Consider the following 19,615-nt stretch of genomic DNA (forward strand, 5'->3'; position numbering starts at 1 on the left):
CGCCTACCTCGGTGCCCTCCCCGGCCCGTCCAGTATGGCGGCCCGGCTGCGCAGTTTGTACGGGGTGGGGCGGCTGCCCGGACCGAGCCGGGCCATCGCGTTCAGAATGTGACCGGGCGGGAGTTGCCAGCGGAGCCGGGACGGAATGCAGCGCAGAGCGGTTCCGGTGGTGCGCAGCCGCCGGTCGACGGTGCGCGCGGGCCCCACGGGTCTGCCGTAGAGCTCATGGGCGTACGGGGGCAGTGACTGGTAGGCGAGTGCCGCGACGCGCCGCCACAGCAGTGCGCGTGCCGGTACGAGCAGTGGGTGGACGGGTGGCCGGCGCAGGAAGTCGTCGACGTCCAATGCCTCGGGGGACGCGGCGAGTTGCGGCCGCACCCGTTCGAAGTAGGCGGCGAGCTGCGCGGTGGTGGCAGGTACGTCGGCGGGGTCGAGGCCGACGAGCCGGGCGCTGTGGCGGTGCTCGTCGATGTAGCGGTCGGCCTGGGCGTCGGTGAGCGGGAAGCCGGAGCGGCGTTCGACCTGGAGGTAGGAGTCGACCTCGGCGCAGTGCACCCACAGCAGCAGCTCGGGTTCGCCGACGCCGTACGTCTCCCCGGTGGCCGGGTCGGTGGCCTTGAGGAGCCGGTGGATCCGGCGGACCCGGGCGCCCGCCTTCTCGGCCGCTTCGGTGGTGCCGTAGGTGATCGTTCCGACGAAGCCGGCCGTGCGCATCAGCCGGCCCCAGGCGTCCTCGCGGAAGTCGGAGTTCTGCATGACGCCGCGCACGGCGCGCGGGTGCAGCGCCTGGAGGTAGAGCGCGCGCACTCCGGCGACCCACATCATCGGGTCGCCGTGCATCTGCCAGGTGACGGATTCGGGCCCGAAGAGCCCCGGGTCGGCGTCCACCATGTCGCCCGTACCTCCCACCGTCCGCACGACGACCGGCAATCGGCCCCGATCGGAACGGAGTTCACCCTCGATGGTACCGCGGCCCCCCGCGCGACCGCGGCACACGATTCCGGCCGTTCCACCGGTCCCGGGCTGCGGGGGACGCGGCGCTCCGCGGGCGGTGCCGGCTCCGCCGCCCGCGAACGGGGGGCCGTGCTGCCGGCGGTGACCACGACATCGGCGAGGGGGCCGTGTACGGCCTCCCGCAGCAGTCCGAAGTCGTCCGGCACCGGGTGGCGGCCGGTCACCTCGGCGCCTCCTCTTCGCAGCCACGACGGCAGGAGCGGACCGAGCACGTCGCGGACCCGACGGTCCCCGGGCAGGCGGGCCTCCAGCAACTCGTCACCGAAGATCAGCAGTTCCACGGTCGGTCGGCGGTGCAAAGCCAGCCGGTCGTATCCGGCCGCTGCCGCACCAGGCCCAGCACCGTCGGAGCCACGGTGGTGCCGGAGGGGAGCAGTGGTTCGCCCGCGTGGCACTCCTGGCCGCGCGGGCGGATGTAGCGGCCCGCGGTGACCGGACCGGGTCCGGCGCACCGCTCATACAGCATGCCGTGGTGGGCCTCGGCCTCCCCGTGCTCCCGGCGCGGTACGGCGCTCGCTCCCCCCGGCAGTCGGGCGCCGGTGGCAATGGGCACCGCGGTGCCGTGGCTCAGCGGCTCGGGCTGCCCGCCGGCCAGTACGCCGTCGCCGCGCAGCCGCCACGGCCCCGGACCGGCCACGGCCCAGCCATCCATCGCGGAGGTGTCGAACGGCGGCAGATCGGTGAGCGCCGGCACGGGTGCGGCGAGGGCGCGACCGAGAGCCTCGGCGAAGTCGCGAGGGACGACCGGCAGCGGTTGTCCGGCGCTGCCGCGGGCGATGGCCCGGGCCTGCTGCCACGCCGACGCGGGACCTGGTACGCCTCTTCCGGCCAGGGCCACCTGTTGCGGGGCGCCCCCCGCGCTGCCCGTACCTGCCGCAGTCATACGGCCATCCAACCCTTCCAGTACGTACACCGCAGGTGCCACCGATCGGATCCGCCGGCAGACGAAGGACGGCAAAGAGGTCCGCGGGATGTACGGCCTCGGTGCAGCCCCCGCAGGCCAGTGACCCGCCGGCAACGCTCCTGATGTTCGGCGCCGCTGTCGCCGTGCTTGGATCAGCGCCGACCATCCCCGCCACAATTGGGTGACGCTGGCCAACACCGCGCTCAGCGTGCTGATCGCGACCATCAACGGCTCGATCGTGCTGATCTCGCTGCCCGGTATCTTCACCGGCATCCGTCTCGACCCGCTCCGGCCGGGCAACGTCAGTTACCTGCGGTGGATGCCGATGGGCTACCTCCTGATCACCGCCGTGCTGGTCGTGGCTCTCGGCCGGCTCGGCGACATGCGGGGCCAGGTAAAGCTACTGACTCCCCCGCTCATCTCGCGTGACGTCCTCGGCCGGTGGGCCCGGTGTTCCGGGAGTCAGCTGCCGTCCTGCTCGGCGTCGAGCCAGCCCAGCCGTGCCGCACGGAAGCCCAACTGCATGCGATTCTGCACTTTCGCGGTGTCCATCATCTGACGGATCCGGCGCTGGACCGTCCGCATGGAGGTGTGCAGTTGGGTGGCGATCGCTTGGTCGGTGAGGCCGGTCAGCAACAGGCTGAGTATCTGTGCACCCAGACCATCGATGGCGGGCACGTTCTGCAAGGTACCCGCAGAGGTGACGAACGGCGTTGCCTTCTCCCATTCGGACTCGAACAGTGCAATCAGCGCGTCGAGCAGGCTGCACTCGTGCACGAGCAGGGCTCCCGCCTTCGCGGCATTGGCGGAACCGAGGAGTGGGACAATGGCCAACTCGCCGTCCACGATGAAGAGTTTGAGTGGTACTGATTCAGCGATCCGGACCACTTCTCCAGCGGCCCGCGCCTGGATGATTTCGTCGAACGACGGAGCTCCCCCGTCGAGCATCGAGCGTTCGACTATCACGCGGTAGCGGACACCCCGCTCCATGACCGCGTCGTCTGTCATGTTGGCGGACGAAAAGAACGGCGCCTTGACGAAGTTCATGACCTCTTTCCGTGCGCCGAGTTGTATGTGTCCGACGCGCTCGCGGATGGCCTCGGTGCCGTGGATCACGTCGACGACCTCCGATGCGCCGCGCCCGAGAGTGGCCGCGCGGTAAATTTCGTCGAGGGAGTCGAGTTCGAGTTTCGCCAGATTGAGCTCGTTCTGTCGCTGGATCAGGGGCGCCCGCAGCGCCGCCGCCGGTGGGGTGGCAACGAACCGAGTGGTGTCGCCGAGGCTGCGCGCGACGAGCCCCCGGTCTTCGAGCCTGCTGAGGATGCCCACCACCTGACGGATGTCGCAGCCGATGAGTTCGGCGAGTCCGGTGGGCGTGGCGGAGGCGACCGAGACCAGAATGCGGTAGGTGTCTGCCTCTTCGGGGGTAAGTCCCAGCACGTCTGACAGCATGATGTCTCTCCGTCTGTCCGTCGGTACTCCGGCCTGGCGTCTGTGTCGTGGAACGAATTCGCCGGCCTCCCTTCGCCACCAGGGCGAGGCCACCGGAATGCGGATCCGTGTATGCCGTTGGTCCGGTGCGAGCGGCACCGGACCAACGGCCTGATCAAGCGGTACGTGTAGGGAGCAGTTACTCGCGAACGGTCTGCGGGCGCAGTCCCTGTCCGCATTCGGTGCGGGCTGCGCCGAAAACGAGGGTCACGGCCGGTGCGAAGCTCACGTCTCGCCCCGGCCGTGCTCCCTCCGGATCGGTTCAGCTCAGCGCAGTCGGTACGCCTGGGGAATGGTCTGCTTGACGTTGTTCCCCGCGCTGTCGGTCGCGGTGATCCGCAGTGCGACTCCTTCGGGAGCCTGGTCACGCTTCGGGTGCTTGATGCGCGCGGTGAAGGCGTTCTTCCCGTCAGCCTTGGTGCTCACCGGCTGCCAGGTCCTGCCGCCGTCGAAGCTGGCCTCCGCCCGCAACTCGGTCACGGTCGGCGGCGTGCTGAGCCGGTCCTGGTAGTAGCCGGTGACGGTGACGGGGTGGAGCCCGTCGGCCTTGGCGGTGTTGTCCAGGTCCAGGCCCAGGTCGTACCGCAGGAAGATCAACGGCTCCGGACGGCACGCACCGGGATCCTTGACAACGACGTCCGCGATGCACGGCTGTGACGTCGGCGTGTCGGACTTGGTCGGCCGGTCGGACGTGTACTCCCACGCGGTCTTGACCCCGTTGGTCTCCGCCTGGAACGTGTAGCGGGCTGATTCCGCAGGCAGGTCGTACGAGATGACGTCCGCCTTGCACCCCACCAGCGCGAGCATCGCTACGGCTGCCGACGCCGCCAGGTTCACCTTCCGGCGCCACCTCGATGGCACGGCCGCGTTCATCGGAGCAGTCTCCTTTCCCACTTCGGTCATCACTGCCCGCTCCTCGACATCAGGTCCGACGCGTTGTCGGGCTCGCCGAGCTGGAAGGCGAACTCGACCGGGTTGAGCTTTTGCTCGAGTTCGTGGCCGGCACCGTCGAAGAGGCCTACCTTGCAGGCGGGGGGCTCACAGGCCTGGATCCCGTAGATCAAATGGGCGATACCCGTGTCGTTGAGCATGCCCATCATGGCCTGGCGACCGCCCCCGCTACTGGTCTGGTACAGGGTGGGCCAGAAGCGGTCGCCCTCCCGGCAGCCGGCGCACGGCAGGCCGGTGTCGGCGGTGAAGCCCGACTTGGTGCGGACCTGGGGAACCGCGCCGGGAAGGGACGGACCCTCGTTCCAGTCGACCGTGTTCTTCTTGCCGAGCACCAGGTCCTGAGCTTCGCTCGGGCCCGACGGACTTGCCACGGACGGCGCGAGATAGTCCCTGGCGGACATCTCGAAGCGGTCGATCGCGTTGTCGTTCCGCGGCCCGACCAACGTGGTGAACTGCCGCTGACTGTCCGGCTTGGGCAGCATGCTTTCCTCAGTCACCGCGCCGGACTTCGTCATCCGGTTCCAGCTGAAGTAGGGAATCGCGCCAGGCTGGTCGGCGTGCAGACGGTGATCGACGCGGTCGAGATCCCGGGACTGGACCCGGTACGGCAGGTTGCCGGGAACCCGACCGGGGGAGTCGAAGGCCAGCGCGTAGGCCTTGGACACTTCGCGACTGCCACCGAGTTCGATCCGGACGCCGGACTTCGCTCCGCCCTCGATCCGCTGGATCAGCGTGGCGGCCTGGGCCGGGGGCACGGTCACGATCGGCAGCGCCGCGTACGGGTCGACCGGCGGGCAACTGTCAGGACCGTTCTCGCACTTGTACTGCCGGAACGACTCGTACTTCAGCAGGGCGACCCGCTCGGTTTCACCGGTCACCAGCACCCCGACCGCACCCGCGGCGGCAGCCGCCGACACTCGCTCGCGCAGTTTGTTGAAGTCGCAGGTCGTCTTGCAGATGTCGGTCGGCTTCAGCAGCACCAGCGCACCCTTGACATCGACCTTGGCGAGTTCCGCGGCCGAGCCGGTGCCCGCGTAGACGACGGGCTTCTTCCCGTGGGCGGGCAGTCGGGGGATCGCCGACCGCACCAGGGTGGATACGGGCTTCCCGTCCTTCGTCCACTTCTGGCCTCCGCCGTTGATGGTGGTGTCCGGTGTCGCGTAGCGGGCGTCCAGGTCGAACGAGTCACCGTTCCCCGTGACCTCCATCGTCACTGACGGCGGTACCAGGACATGCCGGCTGTAGAAGTCGAGCGTGCCGAGGCTGACCTCACCGGCGGTCGGCAATGCCCACCAAGTCGGCTCACCGGGACCGTATTCGGTGCCCAACGACGCCGTGATCCCCCAGCCTCCGTTCACGGAGGTCCGCTGGGTCTTGAAGAGTGCCGTGTATGTCTCGGTCCGCTCCGGGGTGTTCACACGGATGGGCTTGACCTTCCGAAGGTCCAGATCCACCGTGGTCGCCCCGGTGACCTCCACCTCCGGCGCCATCGGTGCGGCCATGTTCAGCTCGCCGGCCGCATCCCGCCACGTCACCCCGAGGGCCGCCGTGACAGTGCCGGAGAAGACCCGTGCCTTGATCGTCTCGCCGCCCGGTACCGTCAGCGGCTTTTCGTACAGGTTCAGCTTGTCCTCGTCGACCGGGACGATCAGCGTGCTGCCGTACGAGACATCGGTGGCTCCGGCCGGAGGAATGACCTTGATGGTCACGTCGTGGCGGATCGGCTCCACATAGCTCGAGATCCGCGATGATCCGAGCAGTGCCCCCGCGCTGTCCTTGGCGGTCAGGACACCGGCGTATGCGCCGTACTGCCCGGAACTGTCCACCACCCTGCCGTCCCTGGTCACCGTCACATCGGCCGAGCCCTTGGCGGGCACGGTGACCTGGTCGGCGCTGAGGGTGAACAGCCCCTCCGGTGCGGGCTTGCCCGCGTGGGAAGCCGAGGCGGAGAGCGTAAGAGTGATCGGCTCGTCGGTCCAGTTGCTGTAGGTGACCGTCCTGGGCACCGGCGAGTGCGGGTATTCGGCTCGGCCGAAGTTCAGGTTTCCGTCGGGGATGATCTTCGGATCGATCGCGCGGGCCACATCCACCCGGCCGGCGCCCTGCGCGAACAGGTCGTGCCCGAGGTCCTTGGAGGTCGCCATCAGCAGCGCCTTGATCTGCCGCCCGGTGAAGTCCGGGTGCTGCTGGGCGATGATCGCCGCGGCACCGGCCATATGGGGCGTGGCCATGGAGGTGCCGCTGGCGGACGTGTAGAAGTTGTCCACGGGCTTGCCCATACCGGTGCCCTTGGCGCGAGCCGCGACGATGGCGACGCCCGGCGCCGCGATGTCCGGCTTGACCGCGCCGTCCCCGACGCGGGGTCCGCGGCTGGAGAAGGGGGCCATCTGGTCGCTCTTGTCCACGGCCGCGACGGTCAGCGCCTCGTCGGCGGCACCTGGCGACCCGACCGTCTCGGAGCCCGGGCCGGCGTTGCCCGCGGCGATGACGAACAGGGTGCCGTAGGTGCGGCTGAGACTGTTGACCGTTTGGCTCAGCAGGTCCTTTCCGTCGGAGGGCGCGCCGCCGAGGCTCATGTTCACCACGTCGGCACCGGACTTGGCGGCCCACTCCATGCCGGCGATGACCGCGGAGCCGGCGCACGAGCCGTCCGAACCGCAGACTCTGCCGATGGAGAGCTTCGCGCCGGGCGCCACACCGCGACGCAGCCCGTCGGAGGCCTGTCCGGTGCCGGCGATCGTGGACGCCACATGGGTACCGTGTCCGTGTTCGTCCACCGGACCGTTCGGGCTGTTGGTGAAATCAACCGCCTCGGCGATCCGGCCGGCGAGATCGGGGTGGGTGGCATCGACGCCACTGTCCAGCACCGTGACCTTCACGTTCGAACCGTCGTAGCCGCGTTCCCAGGCGGCGGGCGCGCCGATCTGCGGTACGGACTGCTCAAGCTGCAGCTTCGTCAGCTCGTTCAGCCACACCTTCTTCACTCCGGCCAGCGGACCGGTGGCCGGGGAGGCGGCGGACTTGCCGGTGTTCTTCTCCCGCACCTCTCGCCACCACTGGCCGTTGCCCTTGATGGTCATCGAGCGGGCGTTGATGCTCGACAGGACGGTCTTGGCGGTCGTACCGGCGGCGGTCGCCGCTGTCCGGGCACTGGACTTTCCGCTGTACGCGGTGATCACCGGGACTTCACCGGTTCTGCCCTCGGCCGCCCAATCGGCCAGCTTGGCGAGGTTGAAGAGCTCCCAGTCCAGCAGGTCGGCACCGAGCAGCGACAACGCGTCTTCCGGTACGACGTAGACCTGGTCGTTCTTGGTGATGGTATGAAAGAGAACCGATTCGTGCCCGGCCCGCGTCGCGGGCTTGATCTCACGGACGAACGGCTTCCGGTCCTTGGTGAGGCCGATCTGCACCTTGTCGCCGGTCACCAGCGTCAGTGACAGGTCCGCCTGAGTTCCGGCGTCAGCCTTGAGCAGGCTGTCGCGGACCGACGCGGGAAGGTTGAGGGAAGTAGGGGAAGACGGAGCCGGAGTTGGGTTGGAGGCGTTCGCTGCGGTGCTCGACAGGACCGTCCCGAGGACGGTGATGCCGACGGCCGCGGTGACCAACCGTCGCCTGAGACGCCTCATCGCGAGGCCTCCTGCGCTGCCGTTGTTTCCGGTTCGCCATGAGAATGGCGCGGTGGATGCATGAACGTCTCCAACTCTTCGCGAGAAAGAAGTACTTGCTGCATTCGACAGATACTTTCGGGCCCTGAGCGGACCGAGGCAACTGATTGGCAGTGGCGGATCTCCTCCATGTCGCAAACCCGCCAACGCAATCGGCGGGAAAGCTGGCGGAGGGACGTCAAAGTATTCGCAGCCGGCGAAAGCCACCTGCGTCGATGTCGGTAAGGCGGAGCTGCACCGGAGCTGCCGTGCAGCAAGCGAACCGGTGCGGACGTCAGAAACATCGGTTGTGCACCAACTATTCGGGGTTGTTGCCGATTTCGGTAATACGGAGGAGCAGCAAGGTATTTGGTTTCCGGCACAACGGGGTGCGCCCCTGGCGCAAGGGCGTGCCTTGTGCCAGGGGCGCGGTCAGGGAAGGGATGCCGTGCGGGTCAGCGTACGGCGTATGCCTTGATCAGGGTCTGCTCGATCTTGCTGCCGTTGGTGTCCTGTGCCTTGACGCGCAGGGACACGTAGCCCGACGCCGGGTTGTTCACGGATACCTTGTAGCTGCCGTCGCTCTTGCTCTTGACCTTCGCGGGCTGCCAGGTGGCACCGTCGACGGCGGACGCCTCCACCTCGACCCCGTCGATGTCCGGGGTGGCGCCGTTCTGGAGGACGAAGGTCAGGTCGAAGTGGTAGGTGTTGCCGCCCTGGGTGGTGTTCTCCGCGTCCAGGCCCAGGCCGTACCTCGGCCAGAGCAGCGCCAGGTCCTCCTTGCCGTTCGCCGGCCGGGCGGACGTGAACGTCCACACGGTGCTGGCCTTCGTAAACAGCGGGAACCACGCCGGGTGCTCGGTGTCCATGGTGATCCGGTAGGTCGCCGGGTCGAGGCCGACCGGCAGCGTCGTGAGCGTGAACCAGCCCTGCTCCTTGAGGAGTTTGCCGCCCTGGGACAACTGCACCGTCGTCGCGGCGCCGTCATCGCCCTGAAAGTAGGCGCAGTGCACGGGCTGCCTGTCGTCCAACGCCATCATGTTGAGGGTGGCCTTGTCACCGTCGCGGAACGCGCAGATGGTCTCCGCTCCGGACCTCCCGACTCACCATCTTCACCGGCATGGTTGAGGACCTTGCCGATGTACAGATCGGCGCCCGGCGCCACACCCTTGCCGCCCGACGCGGCACCCGAGCCTGCGATGGTCGAGGCGACACGCGTGCCGTGACCGTGGTGGTCGCGCGCGGGAGCGTCGGTGAAGTTCTGCGTCTTCTTCACCTGCCCTGCCATATCAGGTGGTTGGGGTCGACACCGGTGTCGAGGATGGCCACCTTGGTGCCGTGTGCCGTCGTAGCCGGCCGCCCACGCTTCCGGAGCGCCGATCTGCGGCACACTCTGGTCCAGAGCGACATGCACCGGCTTGTCGAGCCAGAGCTTGTCGATGCCGCCGGCGAGCTTCGGTGCCTTCGTCGCGGCGGTGCTGTCGTAGTCAACCGCCTCGCAGAACGTCGCCGCCGGATGCTGGACAAGGACCCGTACTGGGTGAACTTCCCCCAATTCGCCCCCTGGGGCCGGATGTACGACCTATCCCGCCGCTGGCAGCGGGATGACACCTATAGTCGGGTCGCCCGGGGGAGTTTCGCCCCTGGGCTCCCACGGAACCGTACGTGACAGTCTCCCGTCATACGGCTCTTGTCGTCCTGGTCGTCGACCCCGCCGGGGCAGTCCAGGTCCAGTGAGCGAAGTATTTCGGACGCAGCGTGTGGCCTTGGGCCAGCCGCCGCAGGGCCTGTTTCATCCCGACCCGGTACTTCTTCTGAATCCACCGCAGCAGGTAGGCGTTGATACGGTCGAACAGCGGATACAGCGCCGAGCGGTAGAAGCGCCCGTAGTAGTTCATCCATCCCCGGATCACCGGATTGACCATCCGGGCCAGATCGGCTGACTCCTCCGCAGTACGCCTGTGCAGTCGCCAGGACCGCACCGTGGCGGCCTTCAAGCCGCGCCGGTGCTCGCCGTGTCCTCGTGGTCCGCACTGCCGTCGGAGCGGTCCCTGCGCACCGTGCAGTGGAGCGAGTCGTCCAGCACATCGGCGACGATCGTGTCTCCGGGCCCGGCCTCATCGCTGAGCAGCAGTGAGGCGACGCGGTTGTCGAGTTCCGTCTGGATCGTGCGGCGCAGCGGACGGGCGCCGAACTGCGGCTGGTAGCCATGGGCGACCAGCAGTTTCTTTGCCGCTTCGGTGACCTCCAGCTTCATGCCCTGCGCGTGGACGCGGTGCTTGCTCCGGCGCAGGAGGTGCTCGATGATCTCCGACAGGTCTTCCTCGGTGAGACTGTGGAAGACGATGATGTCGTCGATGCGGTTGAGGAACTCGGGCAGGAATCGTCCCCGCAGGTCCTCCATCAACTCGTCCTTGAGGTCGGCCGCGTCGCCCTTGTGGGCGAGGATGCGATGGGCGCCGATGTTGGACGTCATGATGACGACGCAGTGGCGGAAGTCGACCGTGCGGCCCTGTCCGTCCGTGAGACGACCGTCGTCGAGGATCTGGAGCAGTGTGTTGAAGACGTCGGGGTGTGCCTTCTCCACTTCGTCGAACAGCACCACGCTGTACGGGTGGCGCCGAACCTTCTCGGTGAGCTGGCCGGCCTCTTCGTAGCCGATGTATCCGGGGGGCGCTCCGACGAGCCGGGCCACGGTGTGCTTCTCCTGGAACTCGCTCATGTCGAACCGGATCATGCGGTTCTCGTCGCCGAACAGCAACTCGGCGAGTGTCTTGGCGAGTTCGGTCTTGCCGACACCGGTCGGCCCCAGGAAGAGGAACGAACCGACAGGGCGGTTCGGGTCCCCCATGCCCGCTCGATTCCGGCGCACGGCTTCGGACACGGCGGTGACCGCCTCGTTCTGGCCGACGATCCTGGCGTGCATGTCCTCTTCGAGCTTGAGGAGCCTCTCCTTCTCGCCGGCGGTGAGCTGGGAGACCGGAATCCCCGTGCGGCGGGAGACGATGTCGGCGATGTCGGTGGCCGTGACCGAGACGACGCCTTCGCGACGCTCCTCGATTCCCGCGAGCTCGCCCTCCACTTCGGCGATCTGCTCCTTCAGTTCGGAGGCCTTCTCGAACTCCTCGCCGGCGACGGCCTGGTCCTTCTCACGTCGCAGCTTCGCGAGGCGGTCCTCGCGGCTGACGATCTCGGTGGAACGGCTCGCACTGCGCAGCCGCACCCGGGCGCCCGCCTGGTCCATCAGGTCGATGGCCTTGTCGGGCAGGAACCGGTCGCCGATGTAGCGGTCGGAGAGTTCCGCCGCGGCCGTCAGGGCCCCGTCGGCGAAGCGGACCCGGTGGTGGGCCTCGTATGCGTCCCGCAGCCCTTCGAGGATCTGGACCGTCTCCTCGACCGTCGGCTCCGGGATCAGAACGGGTTGGAAGCGGCGTTCGAGAGCGGCGACCTTCTCGACGTGCTTGCGGTACTCGTCGATCGTCGTCGCTCCCACCACGTGGAGCTCGCCGCGTGCGAGTGCGGGCTTGAGCATGTTGCTCGCGTCCATGGAGCCCTCGCCCGTCGCACCGGCGCCGACCACGGTGTGCAGTTCGTCGATGAAGAGGATGATGTCGCCGCTCGCCTCCTGGACGTCCTCGATGACCTTCTTCAGGCGCTCCTCGAACTGTCCGCGGTACTGCGCGCCGGCCACCATGCCGGACAGGTCCAGGGCGACGACCCGCTTGTCCTTCAGCGTGTCGGGCACTTCGCCCGCCACGATGCGCTGGGCCAGTCCCTCCACGATGGCGGTCTTCCCGACACCGGGCTCGCCGATGAGCACGGGGTTGTTCTTGGAGCGCCGCGAGAGGATCTCGACGGTCTGCTCGATCTCCTCGGCCCGGCCGACCACCGGATCGAGCTTCCCCGCCTTCGCTTCCTCGGTCAGGTCCCTGCCTTACTCGTCCAGGGTCGTGGACGGCTGTTTCCCGGCAGCGGGAGCACCACCCGTCGCGCGGGTCGCCCGCTCCGTGAGGCCGCGCAGCTTCTGCACGTCCAGGTCCTCCGCGCGCAGGAAACGGGTGGCACCGGATTCGGGGTCGCCGAGGAGCGCGCCGAGGATGTGCTCGGGGCCGATGTAGGACACCCCTGCCGCCTGCGAATCCGCGTAGGCGGCGGCAAGGGTGCGCTTCGCCGCCGGCGTGAGTCCCGGCTCCGCGGAGGGCTCGCCGGACTCCCGGGGAAGCACTTCGGCGATGTGAGCCGCGAGCGCATCGGGGTCCACGCCCACCTGGGACAGCAGCCTTCGCGCGGGATCGACCTGTGTGGCCGCCCAGAGCAGGTGCTCCGTGTCGAGGTCGGACGTTCCGTCCTCGGCCGCCTTTCGCGTGGCCGTGTTGATAAGTTCGTGCGACGACTCCGTCAGGAGCCGGCCGATGGGTACGCGCTGCACGGCTGGCGGAGACGTTCCGGGCGACATTCCGAAGAAACGATTCAACAGATCGCTGAACGGATCGGCCGAACCGAAGGGTGAACCGAACGCCATCGACATGTGAGCTCCTGATGCGCGAAGGGGGTCCCTCACACTCAAACTCGATGCCCACCGCTCCGCAAACGGAAAGCCACTGTCAGCACCCGACGAGCGGGACGGCATCGGCAGGAATCCCCCACCGGGACGGTGTGGGTGCCGGGCGACGTCGCCCTGCACCCACCACACACACCAGGATCCTGTCCTGCTTCCCTGTCTGCTGACGGGCATGTTCGCACGATGAGGCTTGGGGGTGGAACGGCCCCGGGGAACACGGTCAAGACATCCGATGCAGTTTTCCGTCAAGCGGCCACGGCCATGACGGGGATCTGTGGGGGTGGGAAGGCGGTGGTCTCGTCGTAGGGGACGTTGTTGGTGAGGCAGTGGTGGAGGCAGCCGAGCAGGCGGTTGAACAGGTTGCGTTGGGCGGCGGTGTGCCGTTCTCCGGCTTCGCGTCGGCGGTCGTAGTGGGCTCGTGCGCCGGGTGATGAGAGGGCGGAGAAGGCCCAGAGGTAGCCGGCTGCGGCGAGTCGTTGGTTCTTGACCCGGCGGGCCATGACGGACAGGCTCTTGCCTGACGCCCGGGTGACTGGTGCGGCCCCGGCGAAGGCCTTGAGGCCCTTGGCGTCGGTGAAGCGGGATCGGTCGTCGCCGATCTCGGCGAGCACCCGGGCGCCGGTGAGAGATCCGAGCCCTGGGAAGCTGATGATGATCTCGGCGTCCGGGTGCGTCTCAAAAGACTCCACCGTCGCGGTGGTGAGTTCCTCGACGCTCTCGCAGGTAGCCGCGAGTTGCCGCAGCAGCGCGACGGTTCGCAGGCCCATCGCTTGCTCGACCTGGGGCAGGTGTCTCATCTGCGGGGTGCGGAAGGCTTCGCGGAGGCGGTCCGCTTCGGCGTCGATACCGCGCTTGCGGCCGGCCTTCTTCACCAGGGACCGCAGCTGGCTGCGGGTGAGTCTGGCGGCCTGGGCCGGGGTGGGTGCCGCGGTCAGGACGGTCCGGGCGAGCGGAAGGCATAGTCCTTCGCGGGCGTTTGCGAAGGCGGCGAGGAATCCGGGGAAGTACTCCCGCAGGTGTGAGCGGAGCTTGTTGGCGGCCTGGATCCGGTCCCAGACCGCGTCCTGCTGGGCGCGGGCGAGGATGGCGATGGACTGGACGAGTTCGCTGTCGGCGGGCAGCGGCCGGTGGGCGGCCTTGTCCGTGCGCAGGATGTTCGCCAGGACCATGGCGTCGAGGTGGTCGGACTTCTTGCGGGCGACCGCGTAACGTTCTCGATACCGTGCTGCGGCCATCGGGTTGATGGCGTAGACGGGCCGTCCGGTTGCCCGGAGGCAGGAGACCAGCAGCCCGCGGGAGGTCTCGATGGCCACCGGGATCGGTGTTTCCGCGGTGTCGCCGTGTGTGGTGAGCAGGTCGAGGAGCTGTTGCAGGCCCGTGGCATCGTCGTCGATTCGGGCCCGGCCTAACAGGGTTCCTTCGTGGTCGACCAAGGCGACGTCGTGGTGGTCGCTGGCCCAGTCGATGCCGCAGAACACTTTCATCGTGTGGTTGAGGTCCTCTCGGTCGGGGCGGGTTGCTGCTGGTCGCAGCCGTGCGGGGGCACGCGTCTCCCTAATGGAAGGGCTCGATGGCCCTGCATCCGATTAGCCGTTCGTGACCCCAGCGATCCACAGGGCCCTCGGTCTGTGAGGGAGCTCGTACGGCTCCTGGCTCTTTGAGAGGTGACCCCTGCGAACGGCTCGGACCAAGAACTTCAACGATCCGATCATCGGACTGGATGCGGCGTGGTCGCCGTGGTGGCAGCGGACGGGACCGGAGGCCGGCTCTTGACCAAGGGATCGGATCCCGGGGGTGCCTGACGACTTCCCCGGCACCGACCGCCACCACCACCACGAACACGAGGTGAAGCCGGAGGTCGCACTCTTTTTGTAGACCTCATGGGCCGGGTAACGGGTAGCGATCCACCGGCTTCACCGCCCATTAGGGGTGGGCCTCGCACGCCCCTGCGCGCAGGAGAGGCGACACGCCGACGCCGCGGAGAAGCACCGGTCACTCACGTCGGCCTGCTGTACCGACGCGACCGGCTGCCGTGGTTGCTCACCTCAGTCGTGAGGGACGACGGCGACAGGGCAGCGCGCGTGATGAATGGCGGCTTGGCCCACGGGGCCCAGGTGTGGTGCCAGGGCGGGGCGGTGCTTGCGTCGGCCGACAACCAACAGCCCGGCACCATGAGCGGCCCCTGTAACAGCCCTGGCGGGACTTTCGAGAGCGACGCTGTCGCTCACCTCCACGAGCGGGAACTTGTCACGCCAAGGACGGAGGATCTGGTTGAGGTGCTTCTGCGCGTCCTGAGTGATTTCTTCCGTCACATCGTGATCCACACCCCAGGGCGCGTATGCGACCAGCGGCAGGCTTTGGCCATGGACGGCTCTGAGGGGCACGCCTCGCGCTGCGGCGCTAGCGAAAGCGAATTCGAGCAGGTCGTCGCAGGGGCCGTGCAGTTTCAGTGCGACCACGACGCCGCCCTCCGCAACTGGAGCGGGTCGTGGCCCTTGTCCGCTCGTTTCGGCGCGTACCAGGACCACCGGCCCGTCGGCCCGTACCACGACGGGCATGCTGATGTCTCCGAGAAAATAGCTCTCGACGGGCACCAGTCCGCGCGAACCGAGCACGGTCATCTCGGACTCCGATGCCGCTCGCAGCAGCGCGTGCTGGGCGTCGTCGGCCACCAGGTTGCCGACAATGGGAAGCCCCGGGTGGCGCGCCTGGAGCTCCGCCCGCGCCTTGTGCACGATCCGCCTCGCCCAGTAGTTCTGGTCCATCTCCGCAGGCACGTGGCTCAGTTCCGGAACCAGCAGAGGCCACGCGTGCAGCAGGCGCAGCGTGAGCTTGCGGCGCTCGGCTTCGTCGGCGGCCCAACGGGCAGCGGAAAGGCTCTCGGGTGAGCCGTCGAGGCCCACGGTAACGACTGGCTCCATGGCGACTGCCTCCGTCTCGTAAGCTCGTACAGCCGCGTACAGGTTGGAACGACGGCGGGCGAGTCCGCCTGCGCGGCTTGCCGTCGTCCCTGTGCCCTTGTCTGTACCAGCCAGACGAGGGCACAGAGGCAATCGATGGTGTGCGCATCCGCGCCGACAACGACTTCTTCTCGTTCGAGGAGTACCGCAGATCCCCCGGTGCCGCATGCCGACTCCGCTGTGGCAGAACTCGTAGGGGCGGGAAATCCGCACCCGGCACGAAGAGCCGCTCCCTCCCGCACGGGCCTGCTCCGGGCTCGGTCGGCCTTGCCGTGCGCCGGCGGATTGCGGGGCCCGGATGTCTCACGTGCCGGTGCGGGAAGTCCGGGTGTCGTCGGTCCGGTAGGCGACACGCTCAGCGACGGAGACCACACCGTCACCACTCCGGCACAGCCGTTCGACGATGGGGATCAGGCTCTTGAACTCGACGGATCCGCCGAGGGCGACCTGTCCCTCGCGTACTTCGACCGTCACCTCCGAGGGGGCCAGACCCATCGTCCGCTGCAGGATTTCCCGGTTGATTTCCTCGTGGATGGCGTCGTCACGACGCAGGAAGACCCGCAGCAGGTCACTACGGCTGACGATGCCCAGCAACTTGTCCGTCTCGTCCACGACGGGCAGCCGTTTGACGTTCTGCACCTCCATGAGGCGGGCTGCCTCGACCACGGTCCACTCCGAACGCGCACACACCGCGGGAGCCGACATCAGTTCCTCCGCCCTGGCCCCCTCCGCCTTGGCACGCTCCCACGCCTCCAGATGCGGAATCGGCGTCAGGCCGGACGGATCGGCCTGGTCGGAAGACTTGCGCAGCAGGTCGGCCTCGGACACCACACCCATGGGGCGATCCAGTTCATCGACCACGGGTACCGCTGTGACAGCGTTGTCAGCCAGCAGCTTGACGATCTCTTTGAACGGCAGGTCACGCCGTGCCCGGACGACGTCTCTGGTCATGAGCTCTGCGACTGATCGGTGGTGCATGCGGCTTCTCCCTTCGGAATGTGACGGTCGGTGATGGTCATGTGTCGGCCGGTTCAGGACCCGTCGCCGGGAGTCGCGCAGATGAGCCGGCCAGGCTCGTCGGTGGACCAGTGGGCCCGGTACCAGCCCGCTCGGCCACGCGAAAACACGGCTTCTCATCCCGTGCGGTGACACGCCACGCGTGGCACGTTGGGTACAGCAACATGATGAGGAATTGGCGGCGATCATGCGAGCTCACCTCGGCGATCAGCTTGTTGTCGAAAGCCCGGCCACTGGTGCAGGCAGGCGCGACGGCAAGATTGTCGGACTGCACCACGAGGACGGAACTCCTCCCTACGACGTGCGCTGGTCGGACACCGACCAGGTGACGCTCGTGTTCCCCGGGCCCGACGCGCATATCCGTCACCTTGAGCACAGGCCCGACAGATTCCGCGAGCCGTCCCGGCCTGGCATGGCCGAGGCTGGTGCCGAATCCGCCGGGGTCCGGCTCGATGAGGCACCCAACCCCGGCGACATCGGCCGACGCGTGGCCACGGAACGTGAGCGGCAGGGGCTCAGCCGCGCGGAAACAGCCCGCCGCGCCAGAATGGCGCCGGAGTACCTGGCATACCTCGAACAACAGCCGGCCGACCCGAGTCTGGCGAGTCTCATCAGCCTGGCCGACGCGCTCGGCACCACCGTCGCAGCCCTGCGCGGAGGCGGCATCGATCTGCCCCCCGGGCAGGGCCGGGCGCTCCTGCACCCCCGGCTGCGGGACCTCGACCCCGGCGAATGCCGCGCCCTGCTCTCCACACACGGCGTAGGACGCATCGCGGTGTCAACACCCGATGGCCCGGCAGTCTTCCGGTGAACTACGAGGTCATCGATGACACGATCGCTTTCCGGACCGCGCCTGACTCAGTGCCTGCGACAGCCGGGGGAACAGATGTCGCATTCGAGGTCGACCGCGTTGACGAGGCCATGAGCCAAGGCTGGAGCGTGCTTGCCGTAGGCCCTGCGCGGATTGTCAGAGAGCCCGACGCACTGCGGCGGCTTGCCGATCGCGCCCATACCACGCCCTGGGCAGGGGACGAACGCAATACATGGGTGTCGATCCGTCCCACGCGCCTTACAGGGCGGCGCATCAGCCAGGCTGATCAGTGACCGAGAGCTGACTGCCGCTCGACCGGCGGGCATTCCACGACCACGATCCAGTCCTGACAGCACAGCGGCCCCGACCTCTTTGTCCGACGGGGGGCACGCCGTGCCGGGTCTGCGCGGCGAAGCTCGTTCGGCGCTGACACTTGACTTCGAGCACGGTCTCCTCCATAACGTCATCCCATGTCGGACGAGAAAAGCTCGGGCCAGCGCGGAAAGCTTCCGCGCTCGCTGTACGAGCGGGAGCTGTACCGGCTCCAGACCGAGCTCGTGAAACTCCAGGAATGGGTGCGGGCTGAAGGCGCACGGCTCGTCGTGGTGTTCGAGGGACGTGACGCGGCGGGCAAGGGCAGCACGATCAAGCGCGTCACCGAACACCTGAATCCCCGGGTAGCACGCATCGTCGCGCTGCCGCGGCCCACCGAGCGCGAGCGCGGTCAGTGGTATTTCCAGCGCTACGCCGAGCACCTCCCGGCCGCAGGGGAAGTGGTCCTGCTCGACCGGAGCTGGTACAACCGCGCAGGCGTCGAGCGCGTCATGGGTTTTTGCACCATGGAGGAATACCAGCGATTCCTTCGCCAGTGCCCGATCTTCGAGCGGATGCTGGTGGAGGACGGCATTCTGTTGCGCAAGTACTGGTTCTCGGTGAGTGACTCGGTGCAGGAGGAGCGGTTCCGCCGCAGGCTGCAGGATCCCACCCGTCGGTGGAAACTCTCACCGATGGACCTGGAATCGATCACCCGCTGGGAGGCCTATTCACGGGCGAAGGACGAGATGTTCGTCCATACCGACATCTCGGAGGCTCCTTGGTACGTCGTCGAGAGCGACGACAAGCGCCGGGCCCGGCTGAACATGATCGCCCATCTGCTGTCGACGGTGCCGTACGAAGCGGTCGCCCCGCCGGTGATCGAACTCCCTCGACGGCCTCCGGCCACCGGATACCAACGGCCGCCGAGGGACCTTCAGACGTATGTCCCCGACCATGCGTCTGAACTCAGGAAGTGAGGGGAGGGTGAACAAAAGTTCCCATTTCTTTCAGTGGATATCGGTCATCCTGGGTGAATGACTTGATGTTGTGAAGCTTTCCGAGTGGGCGGCGCGGGCAGGCCAAACGCAACGGTGTTGATCAAAACAACGGGTCTCACACGATCAGGCCGCCAGAGGTACGAGGGCCACCGGACAATCGACATGGTGGAGCAGGACATGGGCAACTCGGCGGTGCTGGTTGCCGCCCGGGCGTCTGGCAGGCTCGCGAGGCGCAGGAAGCCGATAGTGGAGGTAGGGGCGCAGGGTAGTGCGGCTCTCGTGCGCGGGGGCGGGCGACAGTCCCGGAAGGGATGACGCGGCGGGGAAAAGGCGCCGTCGATGTCGAATGCCATGAGCACCGGCCTCGACGAGGTCACGATGGCTCAGTCGTATCTGCGCGAGGGCATGACCCGACGTGTGCGGCCGGCACCCGGATCGGCTTCTCTGCAGATGCCCCCTACCTGGATTCCGCATACAAACTGGTCGACTACGACAGCCGGCCCGTGACGAAACTGTCCTCGGTCAAGGTGACGGCGCCGGGGCGCAAGCAGGTGTTCCGAAGACCGGGATACGCGGATCTCATAGCTCTCGTCGACGAGCAGCCCCCGCCGGACGGCGTCCCCCTGCTGGAGTCGGTCCGGCGGAAGGGGCAACGCGTTTCAGAACGTGCAGAACTGGACACAGCCCGGCAAAGGTTCATGGCCGACCTCGCCGCACTGCCGCCCGGGGCCCGCACCATACGGGCGCCCATCGCGCCACAAGCGGAACTCTCACGACGCCTCGGCTTGCTCACTGCAGATGTCTGCCGATACGTCGAAAGGAACCTGCTGGGGGCACCCACGAAACCGTCTGGTCCGAACTCGCGATCGGACGCAAGGAGTGACTCGGCAGACAGAGCCGCCAAGCGCTCTGAGATCGCAGAGCTTGCCCGCCCGGGGCCGGACGGGAC

General features: G+C 67.8%; 13 protein-coding genes and 3 pseudogenes. 3 read left to right on the forward strand and 13 right to left on the reverse strand.

The genetic code is table 11. The annotated features are described in order from the left end of the window. Positions 1 to 3: 3 nt before the first annotated feature. Genes OG936_RS00810 through OG936_RS00820 form a run of 3 tightly spaced genes read right to left on the reverse strand, consistent with a single transcriptional unit; the run spans position 4 to position 1,897 of the window. Positions 4 to 891 carry an oxygenase MpaB family protein gene (locus OG936_RS00810; RefSeq protein WP_406491779.1) on the reverse strand — a complete coding sequence of 296 codons (888 nt, stop codon included), beginning with the start codon at positions 889 to 891 and terminating at the stop codon, positions 4 to 6. Beyond that, positions 822 to 1,295 (reverse strand): molybdopterin-binding protein, encoded by a 474-nt coding sequence (locus OG936_RS00815; protein ID WP_406491781.1) that lies wholly within the window; start codon positions 1,293 to 1,295, stop codon positions 822 to 824. The genes OG936_RS00810 and OG936_RS00815 overlap by 70 nt, the downstream gene beginning before the upstream one ends. Then, entirely contained in the window at positions 1,283 to 1,897 is a 615-nt protein-coding gene (locus OG936_RS00820; RefSeq protein WP_406491782.1) for a hypothetical protein, read from the reverse strand. Before OG936_RS00820 ends, OG936_RS00815 begins: the two co-directional genes overlap by 13 nt. A gap of 172 nt (positions 1,898 to 2,069) precedes the next feature. Here OG936_RS00820 and OG936_RS00825 point away from each other — a divergent pair. Continuing rightward, positions 2,070 to 2,321: pseudogene (locus tag OG936_RS00825) on the forward strand (MFS transporter); the annotation flags it as partial. Positions 2,322 to 2,380: 59 nt separating this feature from the next. Here the strand turns inward: OG936_RS00825 and OG936_RS00830 are convergent. From OG936_RS00830 to OG936_RS00875, 10 genes and pseudogenes are all read right to left on the reverse strand, one after another. Beyond that, positions 2,381 to 3,370, reverse strand: a complete 990-nt coding sequence (locus OG936_RS00830; protein ID WP_406491783.1) for a helix-turn-helix domain-containing protein — start codon at positions 3,368 to 3,370, stop codon at positions 2,381 to 2,383. Between the two features lie 306 nt (positions 3,371 to 3,676). After that, positions 3,677 to 4,312: a hypothetical protein gene (locus OG936_RS00835; protein ID WP_406491785.1), complete on the reverse strand. Its 636-nt coding sequence runs from the start codon at positions 4,310 to 4,312 to the stop codon at positions 3,677 to 3,679. Then, a complete protein-coding gene (locus OG936_RS00840) occupies positions 4,312 to 7,986 on the reverse strand; it encodes a S8 family peptidase (RefSeq protein WP_406491787.1) in 3,675 nt (1,224 codons plus the stop codon). The genes OG936_RS00835 and OG936_RS00840 overlap by 1 nt, the downstream gene beginning before the upstream one ends. Positions 7,987 to 8,459: 473 nt before the next feature. After that, the gene (locus tag OG936_RS00845; protein ID WP_406491789.1) at positions 8,460 to 9,035 is read right to left on the reverse strand and encodes a hypothetical protein; all 576 of its coding nucleotides are present in this window, start codon (positions 9,033 to 9,035) and stop codon (positions 8,460 to 8,462) included. Between the two features lie 5 nt (positions 9,036 to 9,040). Next, positions 9,041 to 9,559 carry a S8 family serine peptidase gene (locus tag OG936_RS00850; RefSeq protein ID WP_406491791.1) on the reverse strand — a complete coding sequence of 173 codons (519 nt, stop codon included), beginning with the start codon at positions 9,557 to 9,559 and terminating at the stop codon, positions 9,041 to 9,043. 124 nt (positions 9,560 to 9,683) lie between these two features. Continuing rightward, a complete protein-coding gene (locus OG936_RS00855) occupies positions 9,684 to 10,001 on the reverse strand; it encodes a group II intron maturase-specific domain-containing protein (RefSeq protein WP_406491793.1) in 318 nt (105 codons plus the stop codon). Then, positions 9,998 to 12,532 (reverse strand): annotated as a pseudogene (locus tag OG936_RS00860) (ATP-dependent Clp protease ATP-binding subunit). Before OG936_RS00860 ends, OG936_RS00855 begins: the two are co-directional and overlap by 4 nt. Before the next feature lie 278 nt (positions 12,533 to 12,810). Then, positions 12,811 to 14,049, reverse strand: coding sequence for an IS110 family transposase (locus OG936_RS00865; protein ID WP_331755202.1), 1,239 nt, complete (start codon positions 14,047 to 14,049; stop codon positions 12,811 to 12,813). A gap of 561 nt (positions 14,050 to 14,610) precedes the next feature. Next, entirely contained in the window at positions 14,611 to 15,486 is an 876-nt protein-coding gene (locus tag OG936_RS00870; RefSeq protein WP_406491794.1) for a universal stress protein, read from the reverse strand. Between the two features lie 342 nt (positions 15,487 to 15,828). Beyond that, complete coding sequence (locus OG936_RS00875) at positions 15,829 to 16,503, reverse strand: CBS domain-containing protein (protein ID WP_406491796.1); 675 nt, start codon at positions 16,501 to 16,503, stop codon at positions 15,829 to 15,831. A 226-nt stretch (positions 16,504 to 16,729) separates the two neighbouring features. Between OG936_RS00875 and OG936_RS00880 the strand changes: the two are divergent. Continuing rightward, positions 16,730 to 17,646: pseudogene (locus OG936_RS00880) on the forward strand (pyridoxamine 5'-phosphate oxidase family protein). A gap of 177 nt (positions 17,647 to 17,823) precedes the next feature. Further along, a complete protein-coding gene (gene ppk2 / locus OG936_RS00885; protein ID WP_406491797.1) occupies positions 17,824 to 18,645 on the forward strand; it encodes a polyphosphate kinase 2 in 822 nt (273 codons plus the stop codon). The last annotated feature ends 970 nt before the right edge of the window (positions 18,646 to 19,615 follow it).

The sequence above is a fragment of the Streptomyces sp. NBC_00846 genome (assembly GCF_045207325.1).
Classification (GTDB): Bacteria; Actinomycetota; Actinomycetes; order Streptomycetales; family Streptomycetaceae; genus Streptomyces.

What these genes read in the sequence shown, in the direction of transcription:
- OG936_RS00810 (WP_406491779.1), bottom strand. Translation starts at nt 891, where the DNA reads ATGGTGGACGCCGACCCGGGGCTCTTCGGGCCCGAATCCGTCACCTGG.
- OG936_RS00820 (WP_406491782.1), bottom strand. Translation starts at nt 1,897, where the DNA reads ATGACTGCGGCAGGTACGGGCAGCGCGGGGGGCGCCCCGCAACAGGTG.
- OG936_RS00830 (WP_406491783.1), bottom strand. Translation starts at nt 3,370, where the DNA reads ATGCTGTCAGACGTGCTGGGACTTACCCCCGAAGAGGCAGACACCTAC.
- OG936_RS00835 (WP_406491785.1), bottom strand. Translation starts at nt 4,312, where the DNA reads ATGACCGAAGTGGGAAAGGAGACTGCTCCGATGAACGCGGCCGTGCCA.
- OG936_RS00840 (WP_406491787.1), bottom strand. Translation starts at nt 7,986, where the DNA reads ATGAGGCGTCTCAGGCGACGGTTGGTCACCGCGGCCGTCGGCATCACC.
- OG936_RS00865 (WP_331755202.1), bottom strand. Translation starts at nt 14,049, where the DNA reads ATGAAAGTGTTCTGCGGCATCGACTGGGCCAGCGACCACCACGACGTC.
- OG936_RS00870 (WP_406491794.1), bottom strand. Translation starts at nt 15,486, where the DNA reads ATGGAGCCAGTCGTTACCGTGGGCCTCGACGGCTCACCCGAGAGCCTT.
- OG936_RS00875 (WP_406491796.1), bottom strand. Translation starts at nt 16,503, where the DNA reads ATGCACCACCGATCAGTCGCAGAGCTCATGACCAGAGACGTCGTCCGG.
- ppk2 (WP_406491797.1), top strand. Translation starts at nt 17,824, where the DNA reads ATGTCGGACGAGAAAAGCTCGGGCCAGCGCGGAAAGCTTCCGCGCTCG.